Here is a 26,982-nt window from a genome sequence, read left to right on the forward strand (position 1 = left end):
AAGCCAATTATTGAGTTGAGTTGGTTTCTATAATGGATGTACGACAAATAGGAGCACACGCCAACGTTATGCCCTTTCTCTGCTGTATTCCTGCCCCGTTCCTCTATTCGTCCACGATCAATAAACAACGCCTTAAATGGGCTTAGATTTCGTAGTTTGAGAGTAAAAGAAAAAGCACCCCAATGGATGCTATTTCTCCAATACAGGTCCCATATATTCCGCTTTACATGCATCACATGACCAATAGAATGGATTGGGTTGATCTTGCTTAACTTCACCATCACATTTGTGACACCTGTACGAATTTTCTGAAACCTGAGTTAATTTAACCAGAGTATGTGAGAGACCCTGCCTAAGAGTAAAATGCCGCTCGTGGAACATTTGAGAACCCCCAATCCTACCTGATAATTTTCCTAGAGGATGATAGATTGCTCAGAAATAATCAATTTCGACATCAGGGAGGATTTTACCTCTTTATGGCACTTAGGTCGAGAACAAAACTGCTTCGTGCCTGTCCATTTCCCCCACTCGCACCTCTTACATTTATCCTGCTGTTTCGGCTTATACCGTGATCGCTGTAGCTTATTACGTTTTCCGGCCATGTCGTCGTTGCTCCCGATTTCGTGGCGAGCTACCCGATGTCACTTTAACCAACCATTCGCTTTCGAAACGTTGCCTGATGGAATTTTCCTTTTCACTACACAATTCAGTAAGTAACAGAAAAATCGAGATCGCACAGCACAGACCACAGTTTATCTGTCATCCCTATTGGATATAGTAGTATTAAGCTGTTTATAGGCGTCAGAAATCAATTCTAAAAGGCAGGTTGAGCACCGTTGGAATTAGTTAAAGATCTTCTTCTAGTTACAGGACGAATTGTAACCATCTTTCCCCTACTGCTGGCAATAGCACTTTTCATGGGAAAAAGATCGATCGGAGAGCTGCCCGTTTTTGATTTTCTGGTTGTTATTGCCTTAGGTGCCGTTGTTGGTGCTGATATTGCCGATCCAAAGATTGAGCATATTCATACGGGCTTTGCGATCATCTTAATCGGATTCATTCAGAGAATCGTCTCCATATTGGCAATAAAATATAGGAAATTCGGAAAATTGATTACCTTTGAACCAACGGTAGTTGTTTCGAATGGAAACTTACTCGTTCAAAATCTTCGTAAAGTCCGTTATTCCATTGACAACATCCTTCAGATGCTGCGCGAAAAAGACATATTTCATTTGGACGAGGTCGAGCTTGCTGTATTAGAGGCAAACGGCAAGTTGACGGTTTACAAGAACCCCATGAAAACGGCTGTAACCGTGGAGGATCTGGGACTGTCGATACCCCCTAAGGGCATAGCGTACCCCTTGATCCTTGATGGAACTATTTCCGAAAAAGTATTGTCGTACCTTAACAAGGATAAAGCTTGGCTGGAAGATCGTCTGCGTGCCAAAGGAATCAAAAAGGAGGAAATATTTTACGCATCAATAGATGAGAACCTTGAATTGCGGGTTTCTCAACCATCTTCAAATAACATTCCTCCAATTCAGCACTGAGCTATCTATTGAGTTGCTTTATTATTTCGGTATAGCTCCCCCATGTCCACGATTCGAATCGGACCTTGCATCTCTTCCAGAACGAAATAACCATCTTCTCTTTAACAGGTAGCTCTTCTGTTGTTAATTGAGCTCCAAGTCTAGCCAGTATAATTCTAGAAGCGAAAGGGTACAAGCTCTTTTCGCTGTCCGGCAAGTGTATATTCCCTGCTTGAGTGCATCCAGATCCATTACGGGATCAAGTAATAGGGAGGGATTCAGCTCTTGCATTGATCATTTTGCATCCTATTTTGACGTCCTTAGCCCAAAAAAGGGACTAGCCCCCATCTATAACCTTCAAGCTTACGATGCTTCTTTTTGCTCCAATTGTTGCTGAATGGATCTTCATACTCTTTTACACTCAGTTTATCTATCGCTTGGTCATGTGCTTCTTTTTCACGAATGTATTTTGCTACGCTTGCTTCGTTCAAACCCACTGTGCTGACATAATATCCCTCTGCCCAAAATTTTCGATTCCCATATTTATACTTTAATTGCGCATGCTTCTCAAGGATCATTAGCGCACTTTTCCCCTTCAGATATCCCATGAAGGATGATGGAAATTTTGAGTGGGGTACCATGTTCTTGTCCCTCGACAATTCCCGTCCAGGTCTGGTCTTAGCCAACTGCTAGATGTCGTTTCAACTGTACAGGATACAGCAGACAAAGCCCCAGTTGTGATTCTGGAATCGACAGGACATTACCATCAAGCTGTAATTCAGTTTCTAGAAGAACACGGTATCCTATTCTTAGTTGTGAATCCTCTCATTTCACACCAAGCCAAAAAGTCAAGTCTACAGAAAGTGAAACAGATTCAGTCGATGCCTATCGGCTCTGCAAGCTGTACTACAAAGCTTGAATTTGAAGACCATATGCAACGAGGGGTTCAACTACTAATTCTTAGGCATCTAACGCGTCAGTTTGACTTGCTCACACAAATGTATGTACAGGTTAAGCTTCAGTTTCAGGCCGTTCTAGATCTAGTCTTTCCGGATTATAGAGGTATTTTCGGTGACCTTTATTCAAAAGTTTCGTTGCTGCGCTGATAGCTTTCGCAGGAATTGACCCTAGCGTCTACTCTTCTGGTAAGCTGGTAAGTTCACAGCGACAACCAATCGCATTGCCAAACGCGGGTCTAAGAAGCTGCGTCATGCCCTATATCTCGCTGTACTATCGGGACTAAAAAAGACCGGAAAACAAGAGGTTACGTGAATATTACGATAAGTAACGCGAAGCCGGAAAGCCTTACCCGGTTGCCCTCGTTGCCTGCGTCAACAAGCTCCTTCACTGGATTTAAGCCCTTCTAGTGAAGCAAGAAAGGTTTGTCGATTTAGATTAGTTAACACATTTTTCATCCGGAAGTATAGCCTTCCAGCATGTACAGAGAAGGTTATTTATTGCAACTTGAATATGATCAAAGAAGATGTTTTTAGACAATCACACCAAAGAGTTGTTTTCTTTACTGCAAACCATAGCTCAACGAAATTAAGTCTCTTGTAACTTCAAATTCCATTCCATCGACCTATTCGTCCATGCTGTTTCAAACATCTTACTTGAGTTTAATAACGTAACGGTATATGGATCCCTCTCTGCTTCGTCATAGAGCGCAGAAGTACTGAAAAGTTCAACCTGTTTTCCCTCTTTCAAAACCATAATATTCGAACATAGTCCTGGTAACAGCGTGAGGTCATGAGTAATGAACAGAAGAGTTAAGCCTTGTTCCTTCTGAATGGATATGAGCAGCTCAATCATCTGCTGTTGTAATAAGACGTCGAGGTTGGAGACTATTTCGTCACAGATTAACAGTTTGGGACGAGTTAACAAAGCTTTGGCGAGACAAGCTCTTTGATACTGCCCACCACTCAGTTTTCCGGGGCGATTTCGAAGAAGGTTCTCATTCAGGCCTACTTTTCCCCAATATTCAAGGACTTTATGCTTGCGCTCGGCTCTATTATAACGGGTAAAATTAATTAAAGGTTCTTCCAGGCACTGAAACAAGCTCATTGCGGGATTTAATGTGGAGCCAGTATTCTGAAAAACAATCTGTATATCGCGATACCATTCTCTATATGATAATATTCCTTTGTTGGGCAAGGGCCGCCCGTCAAAGAAAATATGGCCGGAGGTTGGTTGTTTTAAAGCCATGATAAGCTGGGCAAGCGTGGATTTACCACTACCACTCTCCCCCACAATGGCCAGAGATCCTCCATCTTCTATTTCAAAATGAATATCTTCCAGAATGGGTCTTCCGTGAATTTCCTTATACAGTCGCTGGATTTCAAGCATAAGATATCTCTCCTTTTCCAAGCAACCTTTGAGAGCAATGCCTGCATAACTCTTGGGTGTATTTATGTTCAGGTGCGCTTAAAATGTTCTCCTTACTGCCCTGCTCTATTATTTTCCCTTCCCGCATAACACCAATCGTGTCCGCAAGATAGCCGGATATAAGTATGTCGTGGGTAATAAACAACATGCTCATATCCGTGTCCAGGATGAGCTCTTTCAAAAGGAATATGATCTCAGCCTGTGTTTTGACATCAAGTGCACTCGTTGGCTCGTCGGCTATCAGGATTTTCGGCTTTAACAGAAGCGCCATCGCAATCATGACTCGTTGATTCATTCCACCGCTTAACTCATGAGCATAACTGCTCATCACATGGGACGTGTCCTTTAAGAGAACTTGGGACAACATTTTTTTTGCTTGCTTCTCAGCCTCATGTGTTGAAACAGGCAAGTGACTGCGCATCAGATCAACGAATTGCCTGCCAATCGGAATCGATGGATGCACGGCCTGTTCCGGATGCTGGAAGATGGCACCGATCTGGCCCCCTCTGATGCTGCGCCAGCGCTTCCTTGATAATTGCTGCAGATGTTCACCCTGTAACACGATGTCACCTGACATGTGCAGATGAGCAGGCAGCATACCCAAGATAGCCTTACTTGTCAGCGTTTTACCGCTGCCGCTTTCTCCAATCAATGCATATGTTTTCCCAGTGTCGAGAGAAAAGCTGCTATCATGCACAAGCGATTGACCTTCCTTATTTCTGATATTTAGATTTTTGACTTCGAGCAAAGTCGTCATCTAGCGTTCCCTCCTCAGTCGCTCACCTATAATTTGGAACGAAGCAGCAGTCAGAAATATCATAAAGCCTGGAAAGAAGCCCATCCATGGGGCGACCTGCAAATAATTCTTTCCGTCCAATAGCATGACACCCCATTCTGGAGAAGGAGGCTGTGCACCAATACCCAAAAAGGATAAACCGGATAAAGTCAGGATCACCTTACTCACGTCCAGAATGAGCATCGTTCCAATCTGAGGCGTGATATTCGGAATCATATGTCTGGTTATTATTCTAAGTCCAAATGCCCCGCTTACCCTGCTGGCGGTAATATAAGGTTCCTTTTTCACATCATGAATTAGCCCTCTGATGATTCGTACGTACTTGGCCCACCAGGAGAGGATCACCGCAAAATATACATTTTCCATGCCAAAGCCAAGGAAGCCAACGACCACAATGGTAAGTAGCATACTCGGTAATGCTGTGAAAATGTCGGTTAGGCTCATCATAAGCATGTCCAGCTTGTTCCCCAAAAAAGCACTCCATGTCCCCACCAGAAGACCAATCAACATCACAACACTAAGTACAATAAAAACAGGAAATACCGATTCACTAATCCCGTGTATGACCCGGCTTAACAGGTCTCTTCCCAAATAATCCGTTCCAAATGGATGAGCAACGCTGGGAGGAAGAAGCTTCTGTTGATGATTCGTATCGAACGGATCATAAGGTGAAATCCACGGGGCCGCAAGTCCTGTAATAATAAGTAGGATGATATATAACAACGCTGCCGTTGGCAGTTTATTCACTCGGATGATACTGATCAAACTTCCCACCTCTGTTTGTCAAGATGAACACGCGGGTCCGCAAGGAAATACAACAGGTCGGTCATAAAATTAAAAATAAAAATAAATGCTGCCACGAAGAGTGCGCTCCCTTGAATGACTGGAAAATCACGGCGAAAAATAGCTTCAAGCATGTATTTACTGAATCCCGGAAAACTGAAAATCGTCTCGGTGATAATCGAAGCCCCAAAAAAGCTGGGTAGACTCGTCGTGATTAATGTCAGGATTGGGATGAACATGGAGCGCAGTAAATAAGAGGGATAAAAGATGCTCGGCCGCAATCCCCTAGCTTTTGCAGCCTCAATGTACGAGAACTTGCTGTACTGGATCGTATAGGATCGAACCATCCGAATAAAGTAAACACTTTGCACCAGCGTCATGGCTGTTACCGGCAAAATATAATGCCGTGTGGTCGAACTGCCTACAACAGGCAGGACGGGCCATATCACCCCTAAGGCATACATAAGAAGAATAGCAAGCCAATATAAAGGGATCGACAACCCCAAAATGGTCATTGAATAAACCACTCGATCTGCCATTGTGCCTTCATTCAATCCCATCCAGATTCCAATCGGTATGGATATGAAGAGGGTTAATAAAAAAGAGCTTGCAATGAGTTTCGACGTTGAGCCTAAACGTTCAATCATTTCACTTAATACGGGTTCTCCGGAAGAAAAGGAATGCCCTAACTCTCCTTGAAATACGTGATGTGCCCATGCTAAATATTGCTGAATGAACGATTGATCCAGTCCCCATTGTTTCTGTAAATCAGCTACGATGGATTGCTCCGGTACGGCTCCGATTTCCAGTAGCAGCATCGACGCCGGATCACCCGGCGCCAAACGCATTAATGTAAAAACAAACAAGGAAAATAAAACAAACGTGACTATCAACATGAACAGACGATGAATCATAGAGCGGAGCATTACTTCGCTTCTTTCTTCAGGTAATGCCACTTCAACGGGTCGTCCTCAATAGCATTGAACCTAAAATCAACCACTTGGCTTGAATGAACAAAGGTTTGCTTGGGGTAGTATATCGGAACAGACATGGCTTCCTCATGCATACGGAGGAACACCTGATTGAACAGCTTTTGCTGCTGCTGAGTGGAAACCGTAGCCGCGATTTGATCCAGCAAATCGGATAAAGGCTTGTCCTGATACGCAACTCCCGGTGAGGATGGCGAATCATAGAATAAGGAGGACAGGAATCGATAAGGTAATTGAGCATCAGTGTATGTCCGATACATAAGCAGATCATATTCCTTCGTGCTCCACAGGGTATCGTAGTAAGCTGCCCGTTCCTGATTCACAATATGGATTTGAATGCCGATCTGTTTCATGTTGTCTTGAAAAATTTCAGCCATCTCTTTCCATTCCGGATATTCCTCAGATTGAATGACCAGACGAAGTTGCAATACTTGTCCATCTTTTTCATAGAGCTGCTTGTTCTTATTCCATTGGTAGCCCGACGCTTCAATCAGCTGTTTGGCTTTTTCGGGATTATACGGATAGGAAGGCTGATTACTGTCTGATATAAATGCAACCTTCTCTTGGAACAATCCTCTGACTGGCTCCCCGCTACCGCCTGCATACTTGCTCGTATCATTGCCATAATTGATAGCTTGGCGGATATTCTTATCAGCTAGAGAAGTATTGTGTTGGTTGATAACCATAAAGTAGGACATTGTACTGCTTCCGGTTTCGATTACGTAGTTGTCGTTGTTCTGAAATACAGGGAGACTTTCCATGGGGATATTACCAAGTTCCCCACCCGCAAGATCCACCTCTCCAGATTGCAATGCCATTACCCTCGCCTGAGGATCTGTAATGACTTTGAAAACAAGTGAATAGTCGGATGGTTGTTCTAACCAGTAATGATCATTCGGGATTAGAACAGTCTGAATCCCTGGTTGATACTCTCCTATTTTCCAGGCACCCGTTCCGATCGCTTTTTGAAAAGTACCATTCACATCTCCCTTAGGGGTTACCGAGTTCGGACTCATAATTCGATATGGTCTTGCCTGACTAAGCTCGTACAACACTTGCGTTGCTGTATCCTTAAAGGAAAGTACGACTGTTTGATCATCAGGTGCTTCAACTTTTTGCAATAAACGGGATATTTCAAGCGAAGCATTCTCGTCCCTGCTTACCGCTCTTTCTAAAGAAAACTTCACGGCTGCTGAATTCAGTGGACTGCCATCCGAGAACATGACCTGATTTTGCAGATGTAAAATGTAAGTCCTGCCATCATCAGATATCTCCCATGACTCCGCCAGGCTGGGCGCAAATTCACCTTTTCCTTTATAGTCTACAAGGGCATCATATATAGCCGCATGCGTATGTCTGGAACCATTGTAAGTCGAGGCGTCAAGCTTGTCTGCTTCAGTATCCTGCGTGACTGCGACCACAATGTTTTTGTCCTCCTCTGCTGCAGAGGGTGAGCTCACATGTTGTGAACACCCCATAACGAACAACAATAAGACAACAGCAATTACTCCAAATCCAGATCTTCCAAACATCCCTACTCCTCCTATTCCTCTTTTAAGCTGTTTATGATTGCATAGCTGTTATTCTCATGAATACTTGCTAGATGAACAATCTTTGTATATTATTAATCGTAATCATTACGTTTAGCAAGGAATTTTTTATATAACAAGGAGTCGATGTTAGTGAGTAAGCATAAACTTGTACAACAATATCGGGATTATTGGGACAAAGGAGCAGCTGTCTATGATGAAATTGTGGATGCCGAATTTACGTCCAACCGATATGATCAATGGAAGGGAATTCTGAGTCATTTTTTGTCCGGGAAAAGTAATTTAAAAGTGCTCGATGTAGGTACGGGGCCTGGTTTCTTTGCGGTTCTGCTCAGCCAGATGGGGCATCAGGTTACTGCTATTGATTCTTCTCCGGAGATGGTGGCAAAGGCTAATCAAAACGCCCATAAATATAATTGCAGTGTCCAGGTTATTGAGACAGATATTATAGAATATAAGACAGAAGAAAAATATGATATCATCATTTCACGAAATGTGACCTGGTTCCTGTACAATCCTGTAGCTACATATCAAAATTGGCATGGAATGCTTAATGACGGAGGCCAGGTTATTATTTTTGATGCGAATTGGAATTTATTTTTAACTGATCCGAAGGAGGCAGAGCTTTTTCAAAAAGACAAGGAGGAGGCTGCCGCAAAAGGGTACGTGCCGTACCGCTCAGAGAAGGATGTCGAAGAAGGAGACCAACTGGCACTTACTTTGCCATTGAGCTATGTAAGAAGACCTGAATGGGACAGCGAAATGCTTCGTTCAATTGGCTTTGCCCAAATCCAAATTCATCAAGGATTCGATGTGGAACTGTATCATATAGGTGAACAAGTTCTGAATCGACACAGACCGATGTTTGCGATCGTTGCCAATAAATAACTCAACATTCGCAGCCTCGAACACTTTATAACTCCGTTTATGCGGGCATCAGCTTTACGCACTCGGTTCTTCTTTCGACCCTGCTCTGCCACGTATTATAAAATGTTAAAAACTACATTTGTAATGAGTTCCTTACCAACCACGGTTAATCATATATGTTCATGTCTTTTTCGGCAAACGATGTATGTTCTTGTCGTCGGGTTTGGACAAGAACATATATCGTTAAAACAAACAAAGCCGCTGTTACGCGGCTTTTAATCGTGTATGTTCTTGTCATCTTGCATTAATTCAATTTGCGATGTTCAACCAAAATGCTTCTCCTGTCGGCTCCAACATACGATGAAGTGTGGGAGTGACGACAAACAATCCGCCTTCAAAATCTATCAGGCTGATAAGTGAATCCACTGTTATCATTAAAAGCGTACGAATATGATTTTCTTTGAACTAACCTGCCCGTTAGAATTCCTGTAATACGAATATTTTGGAGATTGAACAAAAACGAGCGCCTCGGTACGATGGGGTTACACACGAGGTCATTGCCTCAAAAAGCCCATCCAGGAGGTCGCTCTACTATGAAGTTTAAAGCACAAGATAAGCAAAATCAACTCATTGAAAACATTACCGCTCATCATCTGGTCGTCGGAGTAGACATTGCTCAAGATACTCATGTTGCCCGGGCCGTCAGCTTTCGCGGGATTGCTTTAGGTGCACCGCTGGAATTCGGTAACCATCTTGAGGGTTTCAAGCTATTTGGACGCTGGATCCAGGATCTACTCCAAACCTACAAGCTTAACAAAGTCATTATAGGCATGGAACCTACAGGTCATTACTGGCTGAATCTTGCGCGCTGGCTCTCTTCTCAGCGCATTGAAGCCGTTCTCGTTAATCCCCATCTCGTTAAAAAGAATAAGGAGAACCGTGACAACTCGCCATCTAAAAGTGACCGCAAAGATGCTCTTGTCATTGCAGACATGGTCAAAAACGGGTACTACTCCCCTGTTCGTTTTCATCCAGAAGCCTACGAAGAACTGCGAATTCTCATGGCTAACCGAGACACGGTTACAAAACGGCTCAACAGTGCTGTTAACCAAATTCATCGATGGGTTGATATCGTGTTCCCTGAGCTGCGCCAGGTCTTTAAAACCCTTACCTGTACCAGCTCTATTGCTACGCTCAGACTCTTTCCCTTACCGGAGGAAATTAGTAGATTAACCACAGAAGAGGTTCTTACCGGTTGGAAACAATATGTAAAGCGTCATGCTGGAGTTAAACGAGCGGAACAGCTCATTGAACTAGCAAAATGCAGCATTGGCGCCACGCAGGCACTCCAAGCCTACAAGCTTCATCTGAGTCAACTACTAGAGGAATATGACTTGGCTCAGCGCCAACTTGAACAAATTGAGCATGAACTTCATCTCATCTTGAGGCGTATCCCCTATGCACAGAAACTGCTCGATATTCAGGGTTTGAATGCAACGAGCTTGGCTGGCATTCTAGGAGAAGCTGGAGATCTGAGCGGCTATGTACATGGAAATGCTTTATTACGACATGCCGGCCTCAATTTAACTGAAGCCAGTTCCGGAAAGTGGCGTGGTAAAATGGCGCTTAGCAAACGCGGCCGCCCTCGTCTCCGACGTTTTCTCTATCTCATGACGATGTGCATGGTCATGACCAATCCGGATATTAGAGCCCTGCACCACCATAATGTCGATGTGAAAAAACTCAAGAAAATGAAATCTATAATGAAATTGTGCGGTAAAGTCGCCCGTATGCTTGTTGGTCTGGCCAAAAGCAGTGAAGCTTACGACTCGACTAAAGTGTTTCCGCAAGCAGCTTAAGCAGTTTTTCTCACCAGCTCATGCATTCGCAGGATGACAAGAAGCACGAGGTATCGGGAGATATTAAACAAAAGGGCTCGGACCCGTTCCGTTAGAAAGACCGACCTCCACCCCTTAGTTAGATGTGACGAAGGAATGAAAGGGCTAAGACCCGTTGAGACATGGGAGTGAGAATCACTAGGGCAAAGTGGAGACGTGCATGATATGGAACAAAGTGGGTATTGGACACAACACCCTTGTTCCCGCATGCCCTTTCTACTGTCCCCAGCCACCGACTCCCCTGGATTCTCTTCTTTCATGTTTAGCTCAGGGTGAAATCCTGCGAATTCATGAGTTTGAGTGAGGAAATTGAATCACTTCGAGGGAGCTTAATAAGATTGCATGGGTACATAGTTAGATACTTATTTAATCGGTAATCGGCTCAAGTTCTTGTCCCCCGACAATTGTGTCACAATTGGCGTGTTTGCTACGATCAATTGATTGATCACTCTCCTTCTCATTTTAAACAACAAAAAATAAAAAAGCCGCTGATAGCAGCTTTTCCATATGGTTAAGACCGTTACCTATTGGACCAACTTTGGTTCAAAAAAATTATTTAGTTTCCATATACCATAGAGAATGAGAAATATTGATGTGAACAATCCAACAAAATTTTTCTGTTTAATATTTCACGCCCCCATCCCTACTGATATTAAAGTAACGCGGTCATTAAGTTAATAAACAGATAATACCACATATTGGAACTAAACTGCTTGAACAAGGGCAGCCGATAACAATGACCGGCTGCCTTATTGTCTTTATTCAACTAATGTTTCCCGTTAGCTTAATCCCTCATAAGAAAAATTCGTAAAGACGGAGTTACTCGGTTTAATTGTGCCGCGACGTTTTAGTGCAATATTTGAAGATAATCGTTGAGAAAATCAAAAATTAAAAACGATTAATCCCGCGCATAAAATTCAAAATTGCTTCAATGCGTATTTTATCAGCACAATCTTCGCAACAAAAAACCTTAACCTTTCTTTCCTTAGCTTGTTTATATTTTAGTGAACCTTCGTATACCCTGAATGTTTTTTTACAATTATAGCAAAGTACATCATAGTAAAACATTGGCAACCTCCTTGGTGACACATCAATTCTTAGTTGATATATCGAAGATTGTAACCAGTTCTCTCGTATATTCCTGAACATCTAAATGAGGCTTTCTCATTAATTCAATGGTGAACCCGTCAATGGCATTTCTTATTGTTAGCGCCATCACCCTTGCCGATGGCTTGGTAAATTCTCGGAAAATTCCTTCTTGCATCCCTAGGGTCAGAATATTTTCGATTGGAAGTAAAACAGCTTCATCATGGTCTGCTGCAAACTGAAGTTTACCATTAGCAGTTATCCTATTAGAAAGCAATTCAATAACAGCGAAAACATGCTGCCGATTTTCATCTACGAATGTAAGATTGGATTCAATATACACTCGAAGCATTTCTTTAGGAGATTTTTGAGCTTCTACTCGTGGAGCAATATATGATTGCCAAGCCATATAGTATTCGATAGCTACTTGCTCCAATAATTCCTCTTTATTTTCAAAGTGATAAGAAATAACCCCCTTACTGATTTTCGCACGTTTTGCAATTTCTCCCAAAGAGGCTTTAGTGTAACCTACTTCTGCGATTGTCTCAATCGCACATTCCACAATTTGAGCTCTACGGGCTTTTTCGATGAATGACATTTGCTTTTGGTTAGTTGGTTTATTTTTTTTACTCATGTTTTTATTTTAGTACAATCGTACAAAAAATTCAAACAAAAAAACCATTTAGATGAATATTATCTTAATGGTTTTTGAACCCCTTAATAAAAACTAACCTTTCCGTTAGCTTAATGAAGTAGCATTGGGATTACTTAGATATTCTTCTAATCGGTAATCGGACTAAGTTCTTGTCCTTAAAGGCAATCGGTACAAGTTCTTGTCTTTGGCTCGGAACAAGAACTTGTACCGTTAAAACAAAAATAGCCGCTATTAGCGACTTTCAAAGGAACATGTTCTTGTCCCCCGACATTTAATAATGTAGCGTTAGCTCGACGAACATCCTTGAATAAAGCCATCCACCATTCAAGATAGTGTAAACGAAGATATTCAGTAATCTGGCTTTTGGAGAGAAGATCAGCCTCCTTCCACTCCTTTTTGGATCTTTGGAAGTTATTATAATCATTTCTCTTGACCCACCGAATTGTGGTCTCGACCATTCCTTTACTGTTATTATCATAGGAGTATTTAACATACGTCTTCTCACATTCCGGACAGTGAAGAATTACCTCATTCTCCCATCGTCCCCAATCATCAGATCGGCTAACCGAATGCACATAACCCTGACCACAAGGGCATGGCTTTCGGTCATCTCGGACTGTCTCCCAACTCATCCTACGTCATCCTTTTATGACTAAAAGATACTTATCCCCTAGGGTTATTTCAATGCTTCTCTATAATCTTCTATCATCTGCTTAAGGTCTTCAATCCATTCCATGACATTGTATCCACTTAGAATATAGTGGTCTAATAAATCTAAATCTTTAGCTGCTAAAAGCCCCCCAAAAAGGACCCGTCAAGTAGACATCCAAAAAAGGATAGATTTTAAGCTGCGAGCGTTTCCCTGTACTCTACAGGGGAACGCTCGCCGAGTTTTGTTTGAAAACGATGGTTATTATAGAACTCGACGTAACGGTTGACACATTGCTGCGCATCGTTGAAGGAGTTTGGTTTGCTTCGATAGATTTCTTCCGTCTTTAGGTGCGAAAAGAACGGCTCTGTACAAGCATTATCAAAACAGTTCCCACGCCTGGAATGGCTCCCGGTTACGCCGTGATCGTTAAGTCGTCTTGCATACGCTTTGGACGTATATTGAAACCCCTGGTCTGAATGAAGGATGGCACCTTCCATACCACGGATAGTGGATAACTGATCAAGCGTCATTTGAACTAATGCCAGGTCGTTTCGCTTGGACATCGACCAGGCCATAACCTCGTTATTATATAAATCGATTACAACGGATAAATAAACAAATTCGTCGTTTACACGTATGTAGGTAATGTCCGTCGCCAACTTCGTACGAGGCTTGGAGGCATAGAAGTCCTGTTTGAGTATATTAGGAAAGACCACGGAGGGTTTACGACCGTAAAACGGTCGTTTTTTCCGGATACAAGAACGAATGCCAAGCTCCCGCATTAGACGGCGTACTCTCTTATGATTCACTATGATCCCCTCACGACGAAGAGCTGTGCGCATGCGTTTATACCCGTAGTACGGATGCTGATGATGAATGGCAAGGATATGTCCCTTCAGCTCCATGATATGCACCCTCGCCGTTGCTTGCACCTCCTGAGAACGAGTCCATTTGTAATATCCAGCGCGTGAAACCTTCGCCATCTGAACCAACCGACACACTGAGAACTCTTTTTTGAGCTCGTGAATCACTTCAAATCTTCCTCGTTTGTCCAACTTCCCTCCCCGTGTAGATTTGGATTCCGCTTTTTTAAGTAGGCATTTTCCATCTTGTAGTAAGCGAGTTCTTCCTCCAACGAGTTAAATTTTCCCGGATGTTGAGGAGGGCGTATGCGTTTGTCCATAAATGACTTCTCTTCTTTGTGTCGCTTCACCCATGTCTCGACTTGTGTTTTACTTCGTAACCCCAAACGTTGGGCAACGGCTTGATATCCCAGCCCTTCTTCTAAATAAAGTCGCACCGCTTCAAGTTTCGTCTCTATACTGTAACGATTAAATTTCGTTCCCTTTTTCGCCATGAAAAAATCCCCTCCCGATCGACTGCGTAAGTCCATCTTACCGATGTCCTTTTTCACTTGTCTACCTAGAGGGGATAATACCAAATCGAGACATCCTTTTTTGCTTACCTTTATAATTATTCAACTATCGGATTCGATCTCCATGACACCATTGATACTTAACAGCAAGATTATCAAGCATCATTCTGACAATACTAGGTCGAGCCAGGATTTCGCCTCATGGTACAGAACTGGATTGTTTTCTGGCGTGTAGTAAGCCAGCACTGCCACCGCCTGCGATACGACCCATCCGCGGGCTCTTGCCCAAGTAGCGTCATCCGTAGGAAGGTATTTGCGGAACGCGTCACGTGCTGCCGGCGAGTGTAACTTCCATGCGACCATGACATCGCATGCAGGATCGCCAACGCCCATTGTATCCCAATCAATCACACCGGTGATTCTTTTATTTCGCACAAGCCAGTTACGCATGTCAAGGTCGCCGTGATGCCAAACAGGTGGGCCGCTCCACGGAGGCGCGGCAAGTGCCGATTCCCACACATCAGACACCGCAGCAACATCGCCATCGAACTGTGCCAACCAGTATCGGAACCCCTCATCCCTTTGAGCCAAAGGAATGCCGCGTCCCTGCGGCCCACCCGATGAATCGATTTGTTGCAGCGCTGCAACGAACTCCGCAAGATCACGAGCTGCCTGAATCGCGTCAATCTCCTCTATCGGCACCGTCTCGCCCTCAACCCATGTGTGTATATACCAAAACCACGGATATTCGCTATTCGGGTGCCCTAGAGCGACTGGTACAGGAGCTTCAAGCGGAACCAATGGAGCAAGCTTAGGCAGCCAAGTAAACTCACGACTTTCTGGTGTCGTAGGCCCTTCCCGCCGCGCGAGCCGAACTGAATATTCGTTGCCTAGCCGAAAGATGGCGTTCACTGTGCCAGCCGGCTCGATCCGTCGCAGGGATAGATCCGCCCAATGGGGAAACTGGGCAACAAGCAGACGACGAACGAGCGCTTCATCAAGTTCCTTTTCGTCGACGTGCATTTTCTTAACCATGAGTCGCTACCTCCTCGGTGTTACCATCACATATTTAACAGGGTATCAAAGAAATAATGGAATAGACAGATAATACCTAATTATAGTTAAAGTATACCGCTAATCAGCGGTATCATTGGCACGTAAACCAGCAGTTCTACTACTTCAATCAACATTTTATAGAATATTATCATATCGCCTCTAATCTCTTTATGCCATCAGAGTCTGCGGCTTTTCGGACGCAACGCCCAGGAAGCGATGCCAAGCGCAGCATAGACAAGCGGAAGAATGATATGGAATCCGTAATCGCCGTAATCATTAGCAAACGCATGAGATAAAGCCGCACCCGTCATGAGAAAAAAGATACCGCTATAGGCCCATTCCTTAAGCCGGGGCAAACCTGGCATTATAATCGCAATGACTCCAAGCAACTTCCAAGCTCCAAGAATGTTCGTGACATATAACGGGAAACCAATATTGGTCACTAAATCAACATTTCCCCCATAGCGCATCAGCTGTCCGATCCCGCTTAATGCCATTGAGAATGCAAGTATAATGGTAACAGTCCAATAAGCGGCCTTCCGTCCAATAGAGCGGGATTCTACCTTCTTGTTTTTTTCATTTCCAATGGTCGCACTCATTTTCATCATAAACACTCCTTTTTTGATTTGGTCAAATGCCTTTTCCTATTTGATGTGTTTATCATAATCACTAATCATGTCAATTTATGATACTGTTTTAGGAAAACAATACCATCACGAAAAATCCCCCTAGAATCCATCTCTAAGGGGATAAATATATACGGTATCTTTCTCCGCTATCCGAACAATTCTCTCACCTCTCAAGCAGGCTCAATCCGTCAGCGTTGACCTCGTTCATTCGTTCGTGTGAGCGACAGCGCTGATTTCAATCAATTGCTCAGGGGACGCCAGCGCTGTCACGCCAATGAGACTGCCGGCGGTGCGGTGCTGTCCCATATATTCTTTAAACAACTGGATGCAAGGCTCGAAATGCTCCTTTACGTCTGTCAGGTAAATCTCAACATATGCAAGGTTTGACTTCGTGACACCGAACCCCGCCAGTACGCGATCTAGATTTTCAAGCATCTACCCAGTTTGCGCCTCGATGTCTCCCGCACCGACGATTGTGTTCTGCATATCGAGGGAAAATTGACCCGAGACATAGATCGTGCCGTTAATCGAATAACCCTGGGATATGCCGCTCCCTTCCTCCCTTGCAACACCGTGATCAAACGTTTTTGCTACCCTCATTTTTATTCTCCTTTTCAAAATATGGTTATAAGATAATGGCAAACAATAAAGGGTCGAACGGAAAGAATATCCCCAAATCCCCCCTAAGGTTGAGTACCGACTTACAGATAAAGCTAAAGCCTTACTCCCTATTCTAGAAGGATTATGTGAGTGGGGAGCGCAACACCGATCTCCCAATATAATAAAAGAAGACATATGACAATGGTCTGTCATACATCTTCATTTCAATCAGGTCAGATGAGCACCTGTCCGTTATACATGTTCTTTCTACTCCATCACCCATTGTATTTCCCTCAAACTTTCCGAATAGATGGCGAATAAAATACGTCACTATGCATATGCAGAATTCTGTCCCAGTTGCCGGGATTCGTTGTGTCTGGAGAGCGGTGTTCTAGAATGTCCTGATATAGGGTTGTTTTTTCCTCCAAATGGGCAACGTGCAGTTTCGCTTCCTCGAGCTTAGCAAGCGCCGCCTCTTTATGCTCCATCATGAGTTTGTAGCGCTGAGGAATGGTCGAATCCCCTTCGAGGCATAAATCGACGTACCTTTTAATGAGTTCAATTGGCATTCCGGATTGCTTGAGGCATTTAATGCCATGCAGCCAGTTAATCGATTCTTCATCGAACATCCGGATATTATTCTGATTGCGCTGTACGCTTGGCACCAGACCTTTATCTGTGTAAAAGCGCACGGCATGCTCGGTAAGTCCTGTTATCTGGGCGGCTTCTTTAACCGTATGCATGTGAAATCCTCCTAGAAAAATAATTGTTAAAAAGACAGCTTGACTTCGTGTAACACGAAGGTTATAAGCTGATTGTAATGCAATTCGGCTATAAACGGAATCTCCGTTCTGCAGTACCGTCCCCGGGATTCGCAGCCATTTGCTGTTATTCATTTGAACAATAGGAGGAATCACAATGCAAACCGTAACGTTGAACAACGGAGTGAAAATGCCGATCATCGGCTTTGGTGTCTACCAGATTCCTGATGCCGAGGAATGCGAGCGCGCAGTATATGAAGCACTAATGAACGGTTACCGCCTGATCGACACGGCCGCCGGTTATCTGAACGAGGAAGCGGTCGGACGCGCGATTAAGCGCAGCGGCGTACCGCGTGAGGAGCTGTTCATCACGACCAAACTTTGGGTTCAGGATGCCAGCTACGAGAGTGCCAAGCTGGCGTTTGCTAAATCCTTGAAGAAGCTGCAACTCGACTATCTTGATCTGTACCTTATTCATCAGCCGTTCGGCGATTACTATGGTGCTTGGCGCGCAATGGAAGAGCTGTACCGCGAAGGGAAAATTAAAGCTATCGGGGTCAGCAACTTCCTGCCCGACCGTCTGATGGACCTCATCGTGCATAATGAAATCGTGCCCGCCGTCAACCAGATTGAAACGCACCCATTCTACCAGCAGATGGAAACCACCGCTTTTATGAAAGAGCAGGGAGTTCAACACCAGTCGTGGGCGCCGTTCGCTGAAGGACGGGGCAACATGTTCGACAACAAACTGCTGACCTCAATTGCTGTTAAACACAACAAGTCCGTCGCCCAAGTCGTGTTGCGCTGGCTTGTTCAGCGCGAAGTCGTTGTCATTCCAAAATCGGTACGCAAAGAGCGGATCGTAGAAAACTTCGATATTTTCGACTTTGAGTTAAGCACGGACGACATGGAACAAATTTCGACCCTCGATACTCGGGAAAGTCTCTTCTTATCGTACCGCGACCCAGAAGTCGCCAAGATGATGGGCAACTGGAGAGTCGATCTGTAAACCTCCGCTGAAACACAATCATTAGGCGTATATCTCCATCTATTAAGAAAGTATAGGGCTGACGCCCTGTACTTTCTTGGATTATATAACGAATTAGGTCTACTACTTCAATCAACGATATAGAACATTTTCATCTCGCCTCTCGTCCATTAGAGTCTGTGGCTTTTCGGACGTAACGCCATGGAAAATCCCCCTAGAATCCATCTCTAGGGGATAATCATATGCAGTATCTTTGTCCGCCTGCTAACAGAAAAACTTCGCCCTATCACTTACAGTAGCAGAAGCCGTCGTGATCCTGGTTCGCATGCTGCAAGACAAACCATAAAACCATATCAAAATAGAAAGCCAAACGCCCCAGGGCTATCTAACTTTTAAAGGTTAGCCCTGAGGCGTTTTTATGCAATATTCTCTTTTAGCATCAATTGCCTTGAAGATCGATTACTTCATCCTATTAAAATGCGACAGCTTTTCCGGATTCATCACGACATAAACGTTTGAAAGCTGATTCTGCAAATAATCAAAAGTAACCACTGCAAAAGTCATTTCACCTATTATTAGCCGTATTCCAGGCATACCGTTGATTTCACAAGTTACACATCGATATCCAGGCGGAAATTCGGGTGCAACGGCGACAAAAAAACGGATAATTAAGTCTGAACCCTTTATTGGCCGGAGTGCAGCTTTTACTTTGCCGCCTCCATCCTGGTATAGTACAGTTTCCGACGATAAAAGTTCAATAAGCAATTCAATATTTGCGGTCATGAGCGCCTCGGCCAATCGTTCAGCTAGTGCCGCTTTTTTCTCAATGACTTCCGGGCTTCGTTCAGGCAAATTGCCGAGGCTCTTCTTCGCTCGGTGAAAAATTTGACGGCAATTCACCGTACTTTTGTCGACGATCTCGGCTATTTCATCAAAACGGTAATGAAACACTTCATGAAGCAGGAATACAATCCGCTCAGTCGCGGAGAGCTGCTGCAGTAATAACAAGCCAGCTGTTGAAAGGGATTCTTTCCATACGATACTCTCCATTGGATCGTACTCTTGAACATAGGTTGTATCAATGGGCTCGGGCAGCCATGGTCCGACGTATCTTTCCCGGTCTCTACGGGGCGATCGAATATAATCAACACAGCGATTATGAACCATCTTGCACAAATAGGCTTTGGCATCGCGTACTTGATGCGGCGGTTTCTCTTCCCACGAGAGGAACACATCGTGAACAATATCTTCCGCTTCAGCGATGCTTCCCATCGTATGATATGCTAATGACACAAGCAAAGGTTTCAATTCGTTATATAACGTTCCCCTGTCCAACATTCTCCCCCTTAAACGAATATTGCTTGGATATGATCGCTTGCGCCGCTCGCTTGGCGCTGGCAAATGCAGAATCAGCTAATAATTCGCCATGTCCCGTCCAATCTCCCGCTACATAGAGTCCTTTTATTCCCTGAACCGAGGGGCCGGGGAAATTGCCGCTTTTGTCCACCGTGATAAAATCATGTGCGACGGTCAAGTTAGGTAAAAACTGTCTGGCTATTTCCTCTTTCCGCCAGCCGGGTTGAACGAGATCCATTGCTTTTTCCAACTGCAACAGATCCGTCTCGGGGCGACTTTCATTCATTCCTAGGTGTTTGACCAGATGAATGACGACAGAGGCATCTTCACTGAGCTTTGTTACAGTGGACGGTGAGTTATAGAAGATCGGTTGATCCAGCCAAAATCCTGCAATGAAATTGGAGCCGCAATCAGGAAGTCGGCGCAGGATGAGATCAAGACACGCTGCGTGAATCGGTTTTATGTTATCGTTCCATTTTTCAAGAGATGTGCTATCCAAATTCTTGACCAGATCGTATGCTTCTTTCGGACCCGCAGCGATCACGACATTTGGAGCGTCAATAAGCTCACCATCTTTAAGGCGGATACGGCGAACCGTTCCGTCATGTACGATTTCGACCGCTTTTTTCTGATTCATTATCGTGACGCCTGCGCGAATAGCCTGATCTCTTAAATCGTCGATTAGCCTGCCCCATCCCCCCTCGATGTAGAAGGCTTTTCCGCTAAATGTCCTTTGAAGCTGCCGTACTGCCGGAGCTCTGGGTGAGGAACGAAAGAATTCGCTCGGCTCACCGAATATATCACGTGCCTAAGCATCGGATGGCGAATTTCCCGCTCTGCCCACTCCTTTAAACTGATTCGTTCGATTCGATTGGGGTCGATCTTGCCCAGCTTGAGCATGAACCGGGTAAGCTGCATCTTTTCCGAAAATGAAAACAGTTTGGATGCGATCAGTTGAAATGGTTTTGTCGGCAGCGTATAAATCCGGTCATTCCACATCACACCTGCCGAGGCAGGCGGGTTAGCGCCTTTCGGCCTCACGCCCAATTCGCGCAAAATTCCCTCCGCTGCCCCGTCTTGATAAAACGCATGTACACCCAGATTGAGTGATACTCCCTTTTTGTTAACAGACTGCGCACGACCGCCAAGTTGATTTGCCTTATCCAATACAATGACCGATAGGCCTGCTCTTGCCAAACAAATCGACGCGGTTAATCCGGTAAGTCCGCCGCCGATGATGGCGACATCGTAATGTCCCATGTTAGCCACCTCACCTCATGTTATTTACGAACAAGACGTTTTCGGAGCGTAAAACGTGACACTTTAACATCTATAGAGAGAAATCAAAAAGGCACCCCCATCAGGTGCCATTCTTCTTTGATGCATCTTTACTCGCTTAAGATTATATGTTTGAATGATGAAACCTAAACTCAGGCATCTCGTTTACGGTAAAATACAATAGCTACTGTAATAAAAATCAGTGTCCATATCATTATAATCCCTGTCCCTTGCATTGGTGTAAGGACAGTTATTTCATCAGAGGAAGGCGGCGTATACATATAATATCCTGCCGTATCGGGAAAATAATTTTTAATACCAGGTAGAAAATCTCTCGACAATGGACTGACAATGAAATAATAACCAAGCAGTACCACTAAAGCAGGAGTGGTTCGTCTAAATAAAGCACCAATAGCTGCACTCAGAAGTGTGGTTAACGTTAGATAGCCTGTTGCACCTGCTAATGCTTCTATCGTTGTGTCTATATCAATCACTGCTGCTGTGTCTCTCATCATCATAAAAGTATATAGTACACCTGATGCAGCAATAATAAAGGCCGCGGGAACGGTTATGATTGCCAATGCCAAATGCTTCATGGATAATTGAATCCCACGCCAAGGTATCGTAGCTAACGTCGTTCGAATCTGTCCACCGGTATACTCCGAACAAGTAGCTATGATCCCAAGAATAATAAATCCTGTTTGAAGATATCCCATAGAAGCAAGCCCTATATTCAGTATACTTTGCGTCCCTGCTGCCCCTTGTAGACCAATAGAAGTAAAAGCTGCGGCTAATAGTAAATTAAGAATGAATGTACCCATAAGGGTGAGCCATATCAATGGTAATGTTACTAATTTATCCAGTTCAGCACGAAGGATTTGTGTAATCTGTCTACTAGAAGGGACACTCATCCTGCAAGATCCCTCCTATGGAATACAATAGCTGCAGCAATGAAAAGAACGACTACCCAGGCAGACATGACTAAGCCGCCTGTGAACGGGGTGAGAAATCTGTCGCTCAGAAACATAAACATTTCAAGGCCAGCCCGATCCGGTAAGTATAACGCTAACTTTGTAACCTTAGAAAGCAAGAAACTAAATGATACAACGGATGTATTTATGATGAGCACGGCAAGCGGAATAGTGCCATTCTTAGTTAGAACAGTAATCCCAAATGCTAAAAGAGCAGTGAATGTCCAGTAACAAACTGCACCGAGCAGTTTAGACCATTCAAATGCAGGGGTATACTGACCAAGAACAAGATACGTGGCTGACACAGTTGTCATTATAGCAACAATACAAAGCAGTATACTGATTACTGTCACAGCGCCTGCTTTTGCCAGCAAAAAATGCAGCCTTGATGAAATAACCGTTAAACTTGTTGTAATCTGTTGTCCTCCACCAGATTCACTGCTCTCTGTCAAATACTCGCTACTGACAGCAAGCACACCAAGAATGATGACACCTTGTACACCAAGAGCTAATCCAATATAGCCAACTTCCAATAGCCGTGTGCTAATTCCAGCTATAATATCCTCTTTTTGTGCTATGCTGTCTAAGGCAGCTATGACCGCAGGGGCAAATGCTCCAATAAGAAAGGCAAGCCAAATGCCCGGCAGGGAGAACAATTTAGATAGTTCCGCGTTGAATGCTCTCATACAACATCACCTGCATGTTCAGATGTCCGGGCAAAAAAAGCTTTCTCCAGCGTGGAATGGTTACCTATTACTTCATCCAATGTTCCATCTGCAACGATTGTTCCATGCTTAATAATGACCACATCATCAACCGTCTCTGCAAGCTCTCCTATTAGATGACTGGATAGTAACACCGTGTTACCTGACTCAGCACGTTCACGTAAAAATGTCCGGATCCAACGAATTCCTTCGGGGTCGAGCCCATTTACGGGTTCATCTAGAACCAATATTGGGGGATTACCCAGTAGTGCAGCCGCCATTCCAAGTCTTCTCCCCATACCAAGCGAATAATTCCCAACTCTTTTGTCAGCTGCATTACTAAGACCTACGATTTCCAGAACTTCCTCAACACGTGAACGAGGCAATCCTGCGGCACGAGCAATCCAACGTAAATGGGCCCTTCCTGTTCGCCTGCGATGAGCTCCAGATCCATCCAGTGCGGCACCTACTGTTGCTAGAGGATTATGTAATTCTGCGAATGGCTTGCCATTAATGAGTGCACTCCCTGAGGTGGCACGATCTAATCCAAGCAGGATGCGTAGTGTAGAACTTTTCCCAGCCCCATTCGGACCTAAAAAACCAGTCACTCTACCAGGTCTTGCTTTAAAACTGATACCTGTTAAGATTTGTTGAGTTCCGCGATATTTGACTAAGTTATTAATGGTAAGCAACCATAACACTTCCTTTCTGTTATGGTTCCAATTATATAGAAGCAAAGTTACATCACAGATATCATGTGGTTTAATTCTGGATTACCTTTAGGTTAAGCCCTAGCAATAGCTACTCTTGTGCCATTTTCATTTGATGTAAAGTTCGCTTTCAGATTCATTTTTTTCAACATATAATGACAAGTCGATAAACCAATCCCCGCCCCACGCTCATAGGAAGAGTGATCCAAACCGGGACCTCTGTCTGCAACAATGATCTGTTCTTTTTCTACATCAACTACAATGTTTGCATATTTCCCCTCTGCTGCATGGCGAAGAATATTCTGAAATAAATTATCCAAAACCCGTGTTATCCAATTAGGATCTGCTTGCCAATAAAAAGTCTCCTCTGCCGGTAAATCAACATCGAGCTGAATTTCTTTTTCTTCAAACACAGGATACCACGCAGCAACAGATGCTCTTACTAAACGTACAATATCTGTTGAAACGGGCCCAAAAGGATGTTTCCCTGATGTAAGCAATGTATAGGACAGTAAATCATCCATTAGATCTCCGACTCTTGTAATCGTATGGTTGATCTCTGTTAACGAGTGTTGTCCTTCTAAACTCATGGACTCTTTATTTAAACGGGTGACATGTCCTCTCAAAATGGTAAGTGGCGTTCGTAAGTCGTGAGATAAATTCGCAATGAGTCCATGTCGTAATAACTCTTCTTCAAATGCTCGCTTGCGACTGTCTTCAAGCTGCTGAATCATCCAATTAAAAGACATTCCTAACTGGTCTATCTCATCCATACGATCCGATTGAACAGATATGGGTTTAGGAAATGAATTATTTTTAGCTGAAAATGACATGGCTTCCTGTAAGCGGGCGAGACGTTTTTGAAGTTTCAAGAAGAACAGCCAAGATAAAATAACAAATGCGACAATAATAAACCCAAACAATAGCACGGTAACGTAAAACAGATTTAACGTATTCAGATTTTTTCCATTGTTATCTGAAATCCCAAAAAACGCGCTGACGAAAACAAGCACAATGGGAGGTAAAAAGATAAATAGAAAATGTACTTTTAGAAAACGACGAAATAATGACCTAGTCTGCTTCATAGTTTCACCCGATAGCCTATTCCCTTCAACGTTTCAATAATCTCTGGGGAATCCGGATGACGTTCCAGCTTTTGACGCAGTCGATGGATATGCACCATTAATGTTTTATCACCTGTTATATAAGCTTCTTCCCAAATAGCTTCATAAATTTGTTCTTTTGGTAAAACTTGATTAGGGTGGCGTAAGAAGTACATTAAGATTTGATGCTGTTTCCCTGTTAATATAATTTCTTCTCCTGTGCGTTTGTCAAATATCATTTGACCTTCTGGATCTACTTCAATCTGATTTCCTAATGAAATGCGTTCGGATTTTGTTCCACCATTACGACGGAATAATACTTCTAATCTTGCAACTAATTCATCCGTATGGAATGGTTTCGTTAAGTAGTCATCAGCAAATTGTAAACCATCTACTTTATCATCTATCGATGTTCGAGCAGTTAACAGCAAAATAGGAATAGCAGGAGCTGCCTTCTTTAATCGTCTTCCCACAGTAAATCCGTCTAAACCGGGTAACATGATATCCAAAATAACGATTTCATGCTGATTCACTTCTCTTTCGGCTCCTTCACCAGTTAGCAGCCACTGAACTGAAAACCCTCGCTGTTCCAATTCTTCTTTTACCCAACTGCCAATTTTCTCATTGTCTTCAATGTAGAGTACGTTTCTTTTCAAGTAACATCCCTCTCTCTAAATGGAGTCCACTATTAGACAGATTAACACAATATAAAAAATAGTTTCCAATTAATACAATTTTATCGTTCGTAAATAGAGTTTTATATAAAAGAGGCCGGTCTAACTGATTGGCTCTTTCTGTTCCTAAATAAATTAATCATGAATACCTCCTAACACTGAGAAACCAATATAATATACACCGAAAGCAAATAAACTCCCTCCTACTTCGCTTCAGGATATTCCCCTTCTCAAGAAATAAACCGTCTTCCAGCTCATTCGAAAAAAGGTAACTAAGCAACAAACAAATAATATCAGGTTTCGCTGCATCCTGCCCGTTAGCTTAATGAAATTGTATGAAAATCTAATTAGATACTTATCTAATTGGTAATCGACTCAAGTTCTTGTCCTTTACGGCAATCGGTACAAGTTCTTGTCCTCTTCTTGGGACAAGAACTTGTACCGATAAAACAAAAAAGCCGCTAAATTAGCGACATTCTATGGGACATGATCTTGTCCCTCGACAGATGTCCCCCATTTGGTAAAAAAGAGACAGCTTTTATGCTGTCTCCGATATTCAACTAACGTACCTGGTGTTAGCCGGAGGAAGTTCTGGAAGCAGCCATTGCATTTAAGGTGTTCTCAAAATAGCTATATACTTCATCTGCAATTCCCAGAAACTCCTCAACAAGTACATTATTACCATCCAAGTAACAAGCATACAGATAATCAACTAAAGCGGAGTCAATCTCACAATAGTTTAATATGGCATTCTTCATCTTAATAATGTCATCTTGCCATACACCTGTATCTTCTAAAACCAAAGAGTATAATGCACGAATTAATCTCTTAGAGTAACCTTTAATATATCTAGTTTTCATTGTGTTATCACTAGCATTAGAAAGTAAACGATATATACGATCTACTTCCTCCTTGGTCTCTGTATTTAAGTCTAAAATGAACTCTGGAGAAATAATTATCGGTGGTACTTTTTCACCAACGTCATCACCATATATGCAAACACAAATGATCTTAACCCAAAAACCCCACTCATTTGGTTTACTTAATACATCGTCAATCGAGCAAATTGTCGTATCAATCTTAGTTAATACTGGATATTCTTTTAAAAGCCTGTCTTTAATATTTGACAATCTTTCATAATCAATATCTTTGGGATTTACACATACAATAGTAAAGTCTGCATCTGACTTAAAAGGTTTAGCCGTTCCTTTTGGAATCGAGCCACACATATAAATGCTATGAATCTTACCTTTAAATTCGGTAAGTATATTATCTATATACTTATCAACAAAATCCTTATACTCACTTTGTATTACAATTCTATTTATAACTTTTTCTAATATCATTTAGACTCCTCCTAAACTAAGAACTTCTTTCGACTGACGTCTTATCTACGAACCTCGTAAATAACTTCATTTGTAGAGTATTCGCGAAATCAATAAACTCCCCTGCCTGTTAGCTTAATAAATTTAATTAATAGTTCAATGCTTATCTAATCGGTAATCGGTACAAGTTCTTGTCCTCGACTCGGTACAAGAACTTGTACCGATAAAACAAAAAAGCCGCTAAATTAGCGACTTTCTATGG

General features: G+C 43.2%; 23 protein-coding genes and 5 pseudogenes. 6 read left to right on the forward strand and 22 right to left on the reverse strand.

Annotated features, from left to right (window positions below):
* The first annotated feature begins 836 nt into the window (after positions 1 to 836).
* Positions 837 to 1,550 (forward strand): DUF421 domain-containing protein, encoded by a 714-nt coding sequence (locus tag MKY82_RS16310; protein ID WP_194542720.1) that lies wholly within the window; start codon positions 837 to 839, stop codon positions 1,548 to 1,550.
* A 299-nt stretch (positions 1,551 to 1,849) separates the two neighbouring features.
* On the opposite strand, the pseudogene MKY82_RS16315 reads toward MKY82_RS16310, so the two are convergent.
* A pseudogene (locus MKY82_RS16315) lies at positions 1,850 to 2,146 on the reverse strand (transposase); the annotation flags it as partial.
* Between the two features lie 57 nt (positions 2,147 to 2,203).
* Between MKY82_RS16315 and MKY82_RS16320 the strand changes: the two are divergent.
* A pseudogene (locus tag MKY82_RS16320) lies at positions 2,204 to 2,886 on the forward strand (transposase); the annotation flags it as partial.
* Between the two features lie 188 nt (positions 2,887 to 3,074).
* Here the strand turns inward: MKY82_RS16320 and MKY82_RS16325 are convergent.
* Genes MKY82_RS16325 through MKY82_RS16345 form a run of 5 tightly spaced genes read right to left on the reverse strand, consistent with a single transcriptional unit; the run spans position 3,075 to position 7,903 of the window.
* Positions 3,075 to 3,875: a dipeptide/oligopeptide/nickel ABC transporter ATP-binding protein gene (locus MKY82_RS16325; protein ID WP_339296589.1), complete on the reverse strand. Its 801-nt coding sequence runs from the start codon at positions 3,873 to 3,875 to the stop codon at positions 3,075 to 3,077.
* On the reverse strand, positions 3,868 to 4,671 hold the full coding sequence (locus MKY82_RS16330; protein WP_339296590.1) for an ABC transporter ATP-binding protein: 804 nt from the start codon (positions 4,669 to 4,671) through the stop codon (positions 3,868 to 3,870). The genes MKY82_RS16325 and MKY82_RS16330 overlap by 8 nt, the downstream gene beginning before the upstream one ends.
* Positions 4,672 to 5,475, reverse strand: coding sequence for an ABC transporter permease subunit (locus tag MKY82_RS16335; protein WP_339296591.1), 804 nt, complete (start codon positions 5,473 to 5,475; stop codon positions 4,672 to 4,674). It lies immediately after the preceding gene.
* A complete protein-coding gene (locus MKY82_RS16340; RefSeq protein ID WP_339296679.1) occupies positions 5,472 to 6,419 on the reverse strand; it encodes an ABC transporter permease in 948 nt (315 codons plus the stop codon). Before MKY82_RS16340 ends, MKY82_RS16335 begins: the two co-directional genes overlap by 4 nt.
* The gene (locus MKY82_RS16345; RefSeq protein ID WP_339296592.1) at positions 6,419 to 7,903 is read right to left on the reverse strand and encodes an ABC transporter substrate-binding protein; all 1,485 of its coding nucleotides are present in this window, start codon (positions 7,901 to 7,903) and stop codon (positions 6,419 to 6,421) included. The genes MKY82_RS16340 and MKY82_RS16345 overlap by 1 nt, the downstream gene beginning before the upstream one ends.
* 261 nt (positions 7,904 to 8,164) lie before the next feature.
* Between MKY82_RS16345 and MKY82_RS16350 the strand changes: the two genes are divergently transcribed.
* The gene (locus tag MKY82_RS16350) at positions 8,165 to 8,920 is read left to right on the forward strand and encodes a class I SAM-dependent methyltransferase (RefSeq protein WP_339296593.1); all 756 of its coding nucleotides are present in this window, start codon (positions 8,165 to 8,167) and stop codon (positions 8,918 to 8,920) included.
* A 572-nt stretch (positions 8,921 to 9,492) separates the two neighbouring features.
* Positions 9,493 to 10,758 (forward strand): IS110 family transposase, encoded by a 1,266-nt coding sequence (locus MKY82_RS16355; protein ID WP_063477462.1) that lies wholly within the window; start codon positions 9,493 to 9,495, stop codon positions 10,756 to 10,758.
* A gap of 927 nt (positions 10,759 to 11,685) precedes the next feature.
* Here MKY82_RS16355 and MKY82_RS16360 read toward each other — a convergent pair.
* The 6 genes and pseudogenes from MKY82_RS16360 to MKY82_RS16385 all read right to left on the reverse strand — a co-directional run bounded on the left by MKY82_RS16360 (position 11,686) and on the right by MKY82_RS16385 (position 16,850).
* Positions 11,686 to 11,865 (reverse strand): DUF2197 domain-containing protein, encoded by a 180-nt coding sequence (locus tag MKY82_RS16360; RefSeq protein ID WP_095266456.1) that lies wholly within the window; start codon positions 11,863 to 11,865, stop codon positions 11,686 to 11,688.
* Positions 11,866 to 11,887: 22 nt separating this feature from the next.
* Complete coding sequence (locus MKY82_RS16365) at positions 11,888 to 12,517, reverse strand: TetR/AcrR family transcriptional regulator (protein ID WP_339296594.1); 630 nt, start codon at positions 12,515 to 12,517, stop codon at positions 11,888 to 11,890.
* A gap of 864 nt (positions 12,518 to 13,381) precedes the next feature.
* Positions 13,382 to 14,547: pseudogene (locus tag MKY82_RS16370) on the reverse strand (IS3 family transposase).
* Between the two features lie 180 nt (positions 14,548 to 14,727).
* Positions 14,728 to 15,588, reverse strand: a complete 861-nt coding sequence (locus MKY82_RS16375; protein ID WP_339296595.1) for an aminoglycoside phosphotransferase family protein — start codon at positions 15,586 to 15,588, stop codon at positions 14,728 to 14,730.
* A gap of 209 nt (positions 15,589 to 15,797) precedes the next feature.
* A complete protein-coding gene (locus MKY82_RS16380) occupies positions 15,798 to 16,220 on the reverse strand; it encodes a DoxX family protein (protein ID WP_259445689.1) in 423 nt (140 codons plus the stop codon).
* A 234-nt stretch (positions 16,221 to 16,454) separates the two neighbouring features.
* A pseudogene (locus tag MKY82_RS16385) lies at positions 16,455 to 16,850 on the reverse strand (RidA family protein).
* A gap of 52 nt (positions 16,851 to 16,902) precedes the next feature.
* Here MKY82_RS16385 and MKY82_RS16390 point away from each other — a divergent pair.
* A pseudogene (locus MKY82_RS16390) lies at positions 16,903 to 17,049 on the forward strand (winged helix-turn-helix transcriptional regulator); the annotation flags it as partial.
* A 94-nt stretch (positions 17,050 to 17,143) separates the two neighbouring features.
* Here MKY82_RS16390 and MKY82_RS16395 read toward each other — a convergent pair.
* Positions 17,144 to 17,593 carry a MerR family transcriptional regulator gene (locus MKY82_RS16395; RefSeq protein WP_220684473.1) on the reverse strand — a complete coding sequence of 150 codons (450 nt, stop codon included), beginning with the start codon at positions 17,591 to 17,593 and terminating at the stop codon, positions 17,144 to 17,146.
* Between the two features lie 175 nt (positions 17,594 to 17,768).
* Here MKY82_RS16395 and MKY82_RS16400 point away from each other — a divergent pair, with 175 nt between their 5' ends.
* Positions 17,769 to 18,620, forward strand: a complete 852-nt coding sequence (locus MKY82_RS16400) for an aldo/keto reductase (RefSeq protein ID WP_339224173.1) — start codon at positions 17,769 to 17,771, stop codon at positions 18,618 to 18,620.
* Between the two features lie 438 nt (positions 18,621 to 19,058).
* On the opposite strand, the gene sigJ is transcribed toward MKY82_RS16400, so the two are convergent.
* From sigJ to MKY82_RS16445, 9 genes are all read right to left on the reverse strand, one after another.
* A complete protein-coding gene (gene sigJ / locus MKY82_RS16405) occupies positions 19,059 to 19,937 on the reverse strand; it encodes an RNA polymerase sigma factor SigJ (protein WP_339296596.1) in 879 nt (292 codons plus the stop codon).
* On the reverse strand, positions 19,912 to 20,592 hold the full coding sequence (locus MKY82_RS16410) for an FAD-dependent oxidoreductase (RefSeq protein WP_339296597.1): 681 nt from the start codon (positions 20,590 to 20,592) through the stop codon (positions 19,912 to 19,914). Before MKY82_RS16410 ends, sigJ begins: the two co-directional genes overlap by 26 nt.
* A gap of 44 nt (positions 20,593 to 20,636) precedes the next feature.
* A complete protein-coding gene (locus MKY82_RS16415; protein WP_339296598.1) occupies positions 20,637 to 21,215 on the reverse strand; it encodes an FAD-dependent oxidoreductase in 579 nt (192 codons plus the stop codon).
* 170 nt (positions 21,216 to 21,385) lie between these two features.
* A complete protein-coding gene (locus MKY82_RS16420) occupies positions 21,386 to 22,144 on the reverse strand; it encodes an ABC transporter permease (RefSeq protein WP_220684469.1) in 759 nt (252 codons plus the stop codon).
* On the reverse strand, positions 22,141 to 22,890 hold the full coding sequence (locus MKY82_RS16425; protein ID WP_339296599.1) for an ABC transporter permease: 750 nt from the start codon (positions 22,888 to 22,890) through the stop codon (positions 22,141 to 22,143). The genes MKY82_RS16420 and MKY82_RS16425 overlap by 4 nt, the downstream gene beginning before the upstream one ends.
* Entirely contained in the window at positions 22,887 to 23,609 is a 723-nt protein-coding gene (locus tag MKY82_RS16430; protein ID WP_339224183.1) for an ATP-binding cassette domain-containing protein, read from the reverse strand. Before MKY82_RS16430 ends, MKY82_RS16425 begins: the two co-directional genes overlap by 4 nt.
* An 83-nt stretch (positions 23,610 to 23,692) precedes the next feature.
* Positions 23,693 to 24,703 (reverse strand): HAMP domain-containing sensor histidine kinase, encoded by a 1,011-nt coding sequence (locus MKY82_RS16435; RefSeq protein WP_220684467.1) that lies wholly within the window; start codon positions 24,701 to 24,703, stop codon positions 23,693 to 23,695.
* Complete coding sequence (locus MKY82_RS16440) at positions 24,700 to 25,377, reverse strand: response regulator transcription factor (protein ID WP_194542751.1); 678 nt, start codon at positions 25,375 to 25,377, stop codon at positions 24,700 to 24,702. The genes MKY82_RS16435 and MKY82_RS16440 overlap by 4 nt, the downstream gene beginning before the upstream one ends.
* 593 nt (positions 25,378 to 25,970) lie before the next feature.
* The gene (locus tag MKY82_RS16445; RefSeq protein ID WP_339296600.1) at positions 25,971 to 26,741 is read right to left on the reverse strand and encodes a nucleotidyltransferase domain-containing protein; all 771 of its coding nucleotides are present in this window, start codon (positions 26,739 to 26,741) and stop codon (positions 25,971 to 25,973) included.
* Positions 26,742 to 26,982 lie beyond the last annotated feature (241 nt).

It is taken from the genome of Paenibacillus sp. FSL W7-1279, from assembly GCF_037969845.1.
Classification (GTDB): domain Bacteria; phylum Bacillota; class Bacilli; order Paenibacillales; family Paenibacillaceae; genus Paenibacillus_AQ.

Excerpts from the sequence above, each read along its gene's own strand:
- MKY82_RS16325 (WP_339296589.1), bottom strand. The coding sequence starts at position 3,875 with ATGCTTGAAATCCAGCGACTGTATAAGGAAATTCACGGAAGACCCATT.
- MKY82_RS16330 (WP_339296590.1), bottom strand. The coding sequence starts at position 4,671 with ATGACGACTTTGCTCGAAGTCAAAAATCTAAATATCAGAAATAAGGAA.
- MKY82_RS16340 (WP_339296679.1), bottom strand. The coding sequence starts at position 6,419 with ATGCTCCGCTCTATGATTCATCGTCTGTTCATGTTGATAGTCACGTTT.
- MKY82_RS16355 (WP_063477462.1), top strand. The coding sequence starts at position 9,493 with ATGAAGTTTAAAGCACAAGATAAGCAAAATCAACTCATTGAAAACATT.
- MKY82_RS16360 (WP_095266456.1), bottom strand. The coding sequence starts at position 11,865 with ATGTTTTACTATGATGTACTTTGCTATAATTGTAAAAAAACATTCAGG.
- MKY82_RS16365 (WP_339296594.1), bottom strand. The coding sequence starts at position 12,517 with ATGAGTAAAAAAAATAAACCAACTAACCAAAAGCAAATGTCATTCATC.
- MKY82_RS16375 (WP_339296595.1), bottom strand. The coding sequence starts at position 15,588 with ATGCACGTCGACGAAAAGGAACTTGATGAAGCGCTCGTTCGTCGTCTG.
- MKY82_RS16380 (WP_259445689.1), bottom strand. The coding sequence starts at position 16,220 with ATGAGTGCGACCATTGGAAATGAAAAAAACAAGAAGGTAGAATCCCGC.
- MKY82_RS16395 (WP_220684473.1), bottom strand. The coding sequence starts at position 17,593 with ATGCATACGGTTAAAGAAGCCGCCCAGATAACAGGACTTACCGAGCAT.
- MKY82_RS16400 (WP_339224173.1), top strand. The coding sequence starts at position 17,769 with ATGCAAACCGTAACGTTGAACAACGGAGTGAAAATGCCGATCATCGGC.
- sigJ (WP_339296596.1), bottom strand. The coding sequence starts at position 19,937 with ATGTTGGACAGGGGAACGTTATATAACGAATTGAAACCTTTGCTTGTG.
- MKY82_RS16410 (WP_339296597.1), bottom strand. The coding sequence starts at position 20,592 with ATGAATCAGAAAAAAGCGGTCGAAATCGTACATGACGGAACGGTTCGC.
- MKY82_RS16415 (WP_339296598.1), bottom strand. The coding sequence starts at position 21,215 with ATGGGACATTACGATGTCGCCATCATCGGCGGCGGACTTACCGGATTA.
- MKY82_RS16420 (WP_220684469.1), bottom strand. The coding sequence starts at position 22,144 with ATGAGTGTCCCTTCTAGTAGACAGATTACACAAATCCTTCGTGCTGAA.
- MKY82_RS16425 (WP_339296599.1), bottom strand. The coding sequence starts at position 22,890 with ATGAGAGCATTCAACGCGGAACTATCTAAATTGTTCTCCCTGCCGGGC.
- MKY82_RS16435 (WP_220684467.1), bottom strand. The coding sequence starts at position 24,703 with ATGAAGCAGACTAGGTCATTATTTCGTCGTTTTCTAAAAGTACATTTT.
- MKY82_RS16445 (WP_339296600.1), bottom strand. The coding sequence starts at position 26,741 with ATGATATTAGAAAAAGTTATAAATAGAATTGTAATACAAAGTGAGTAT.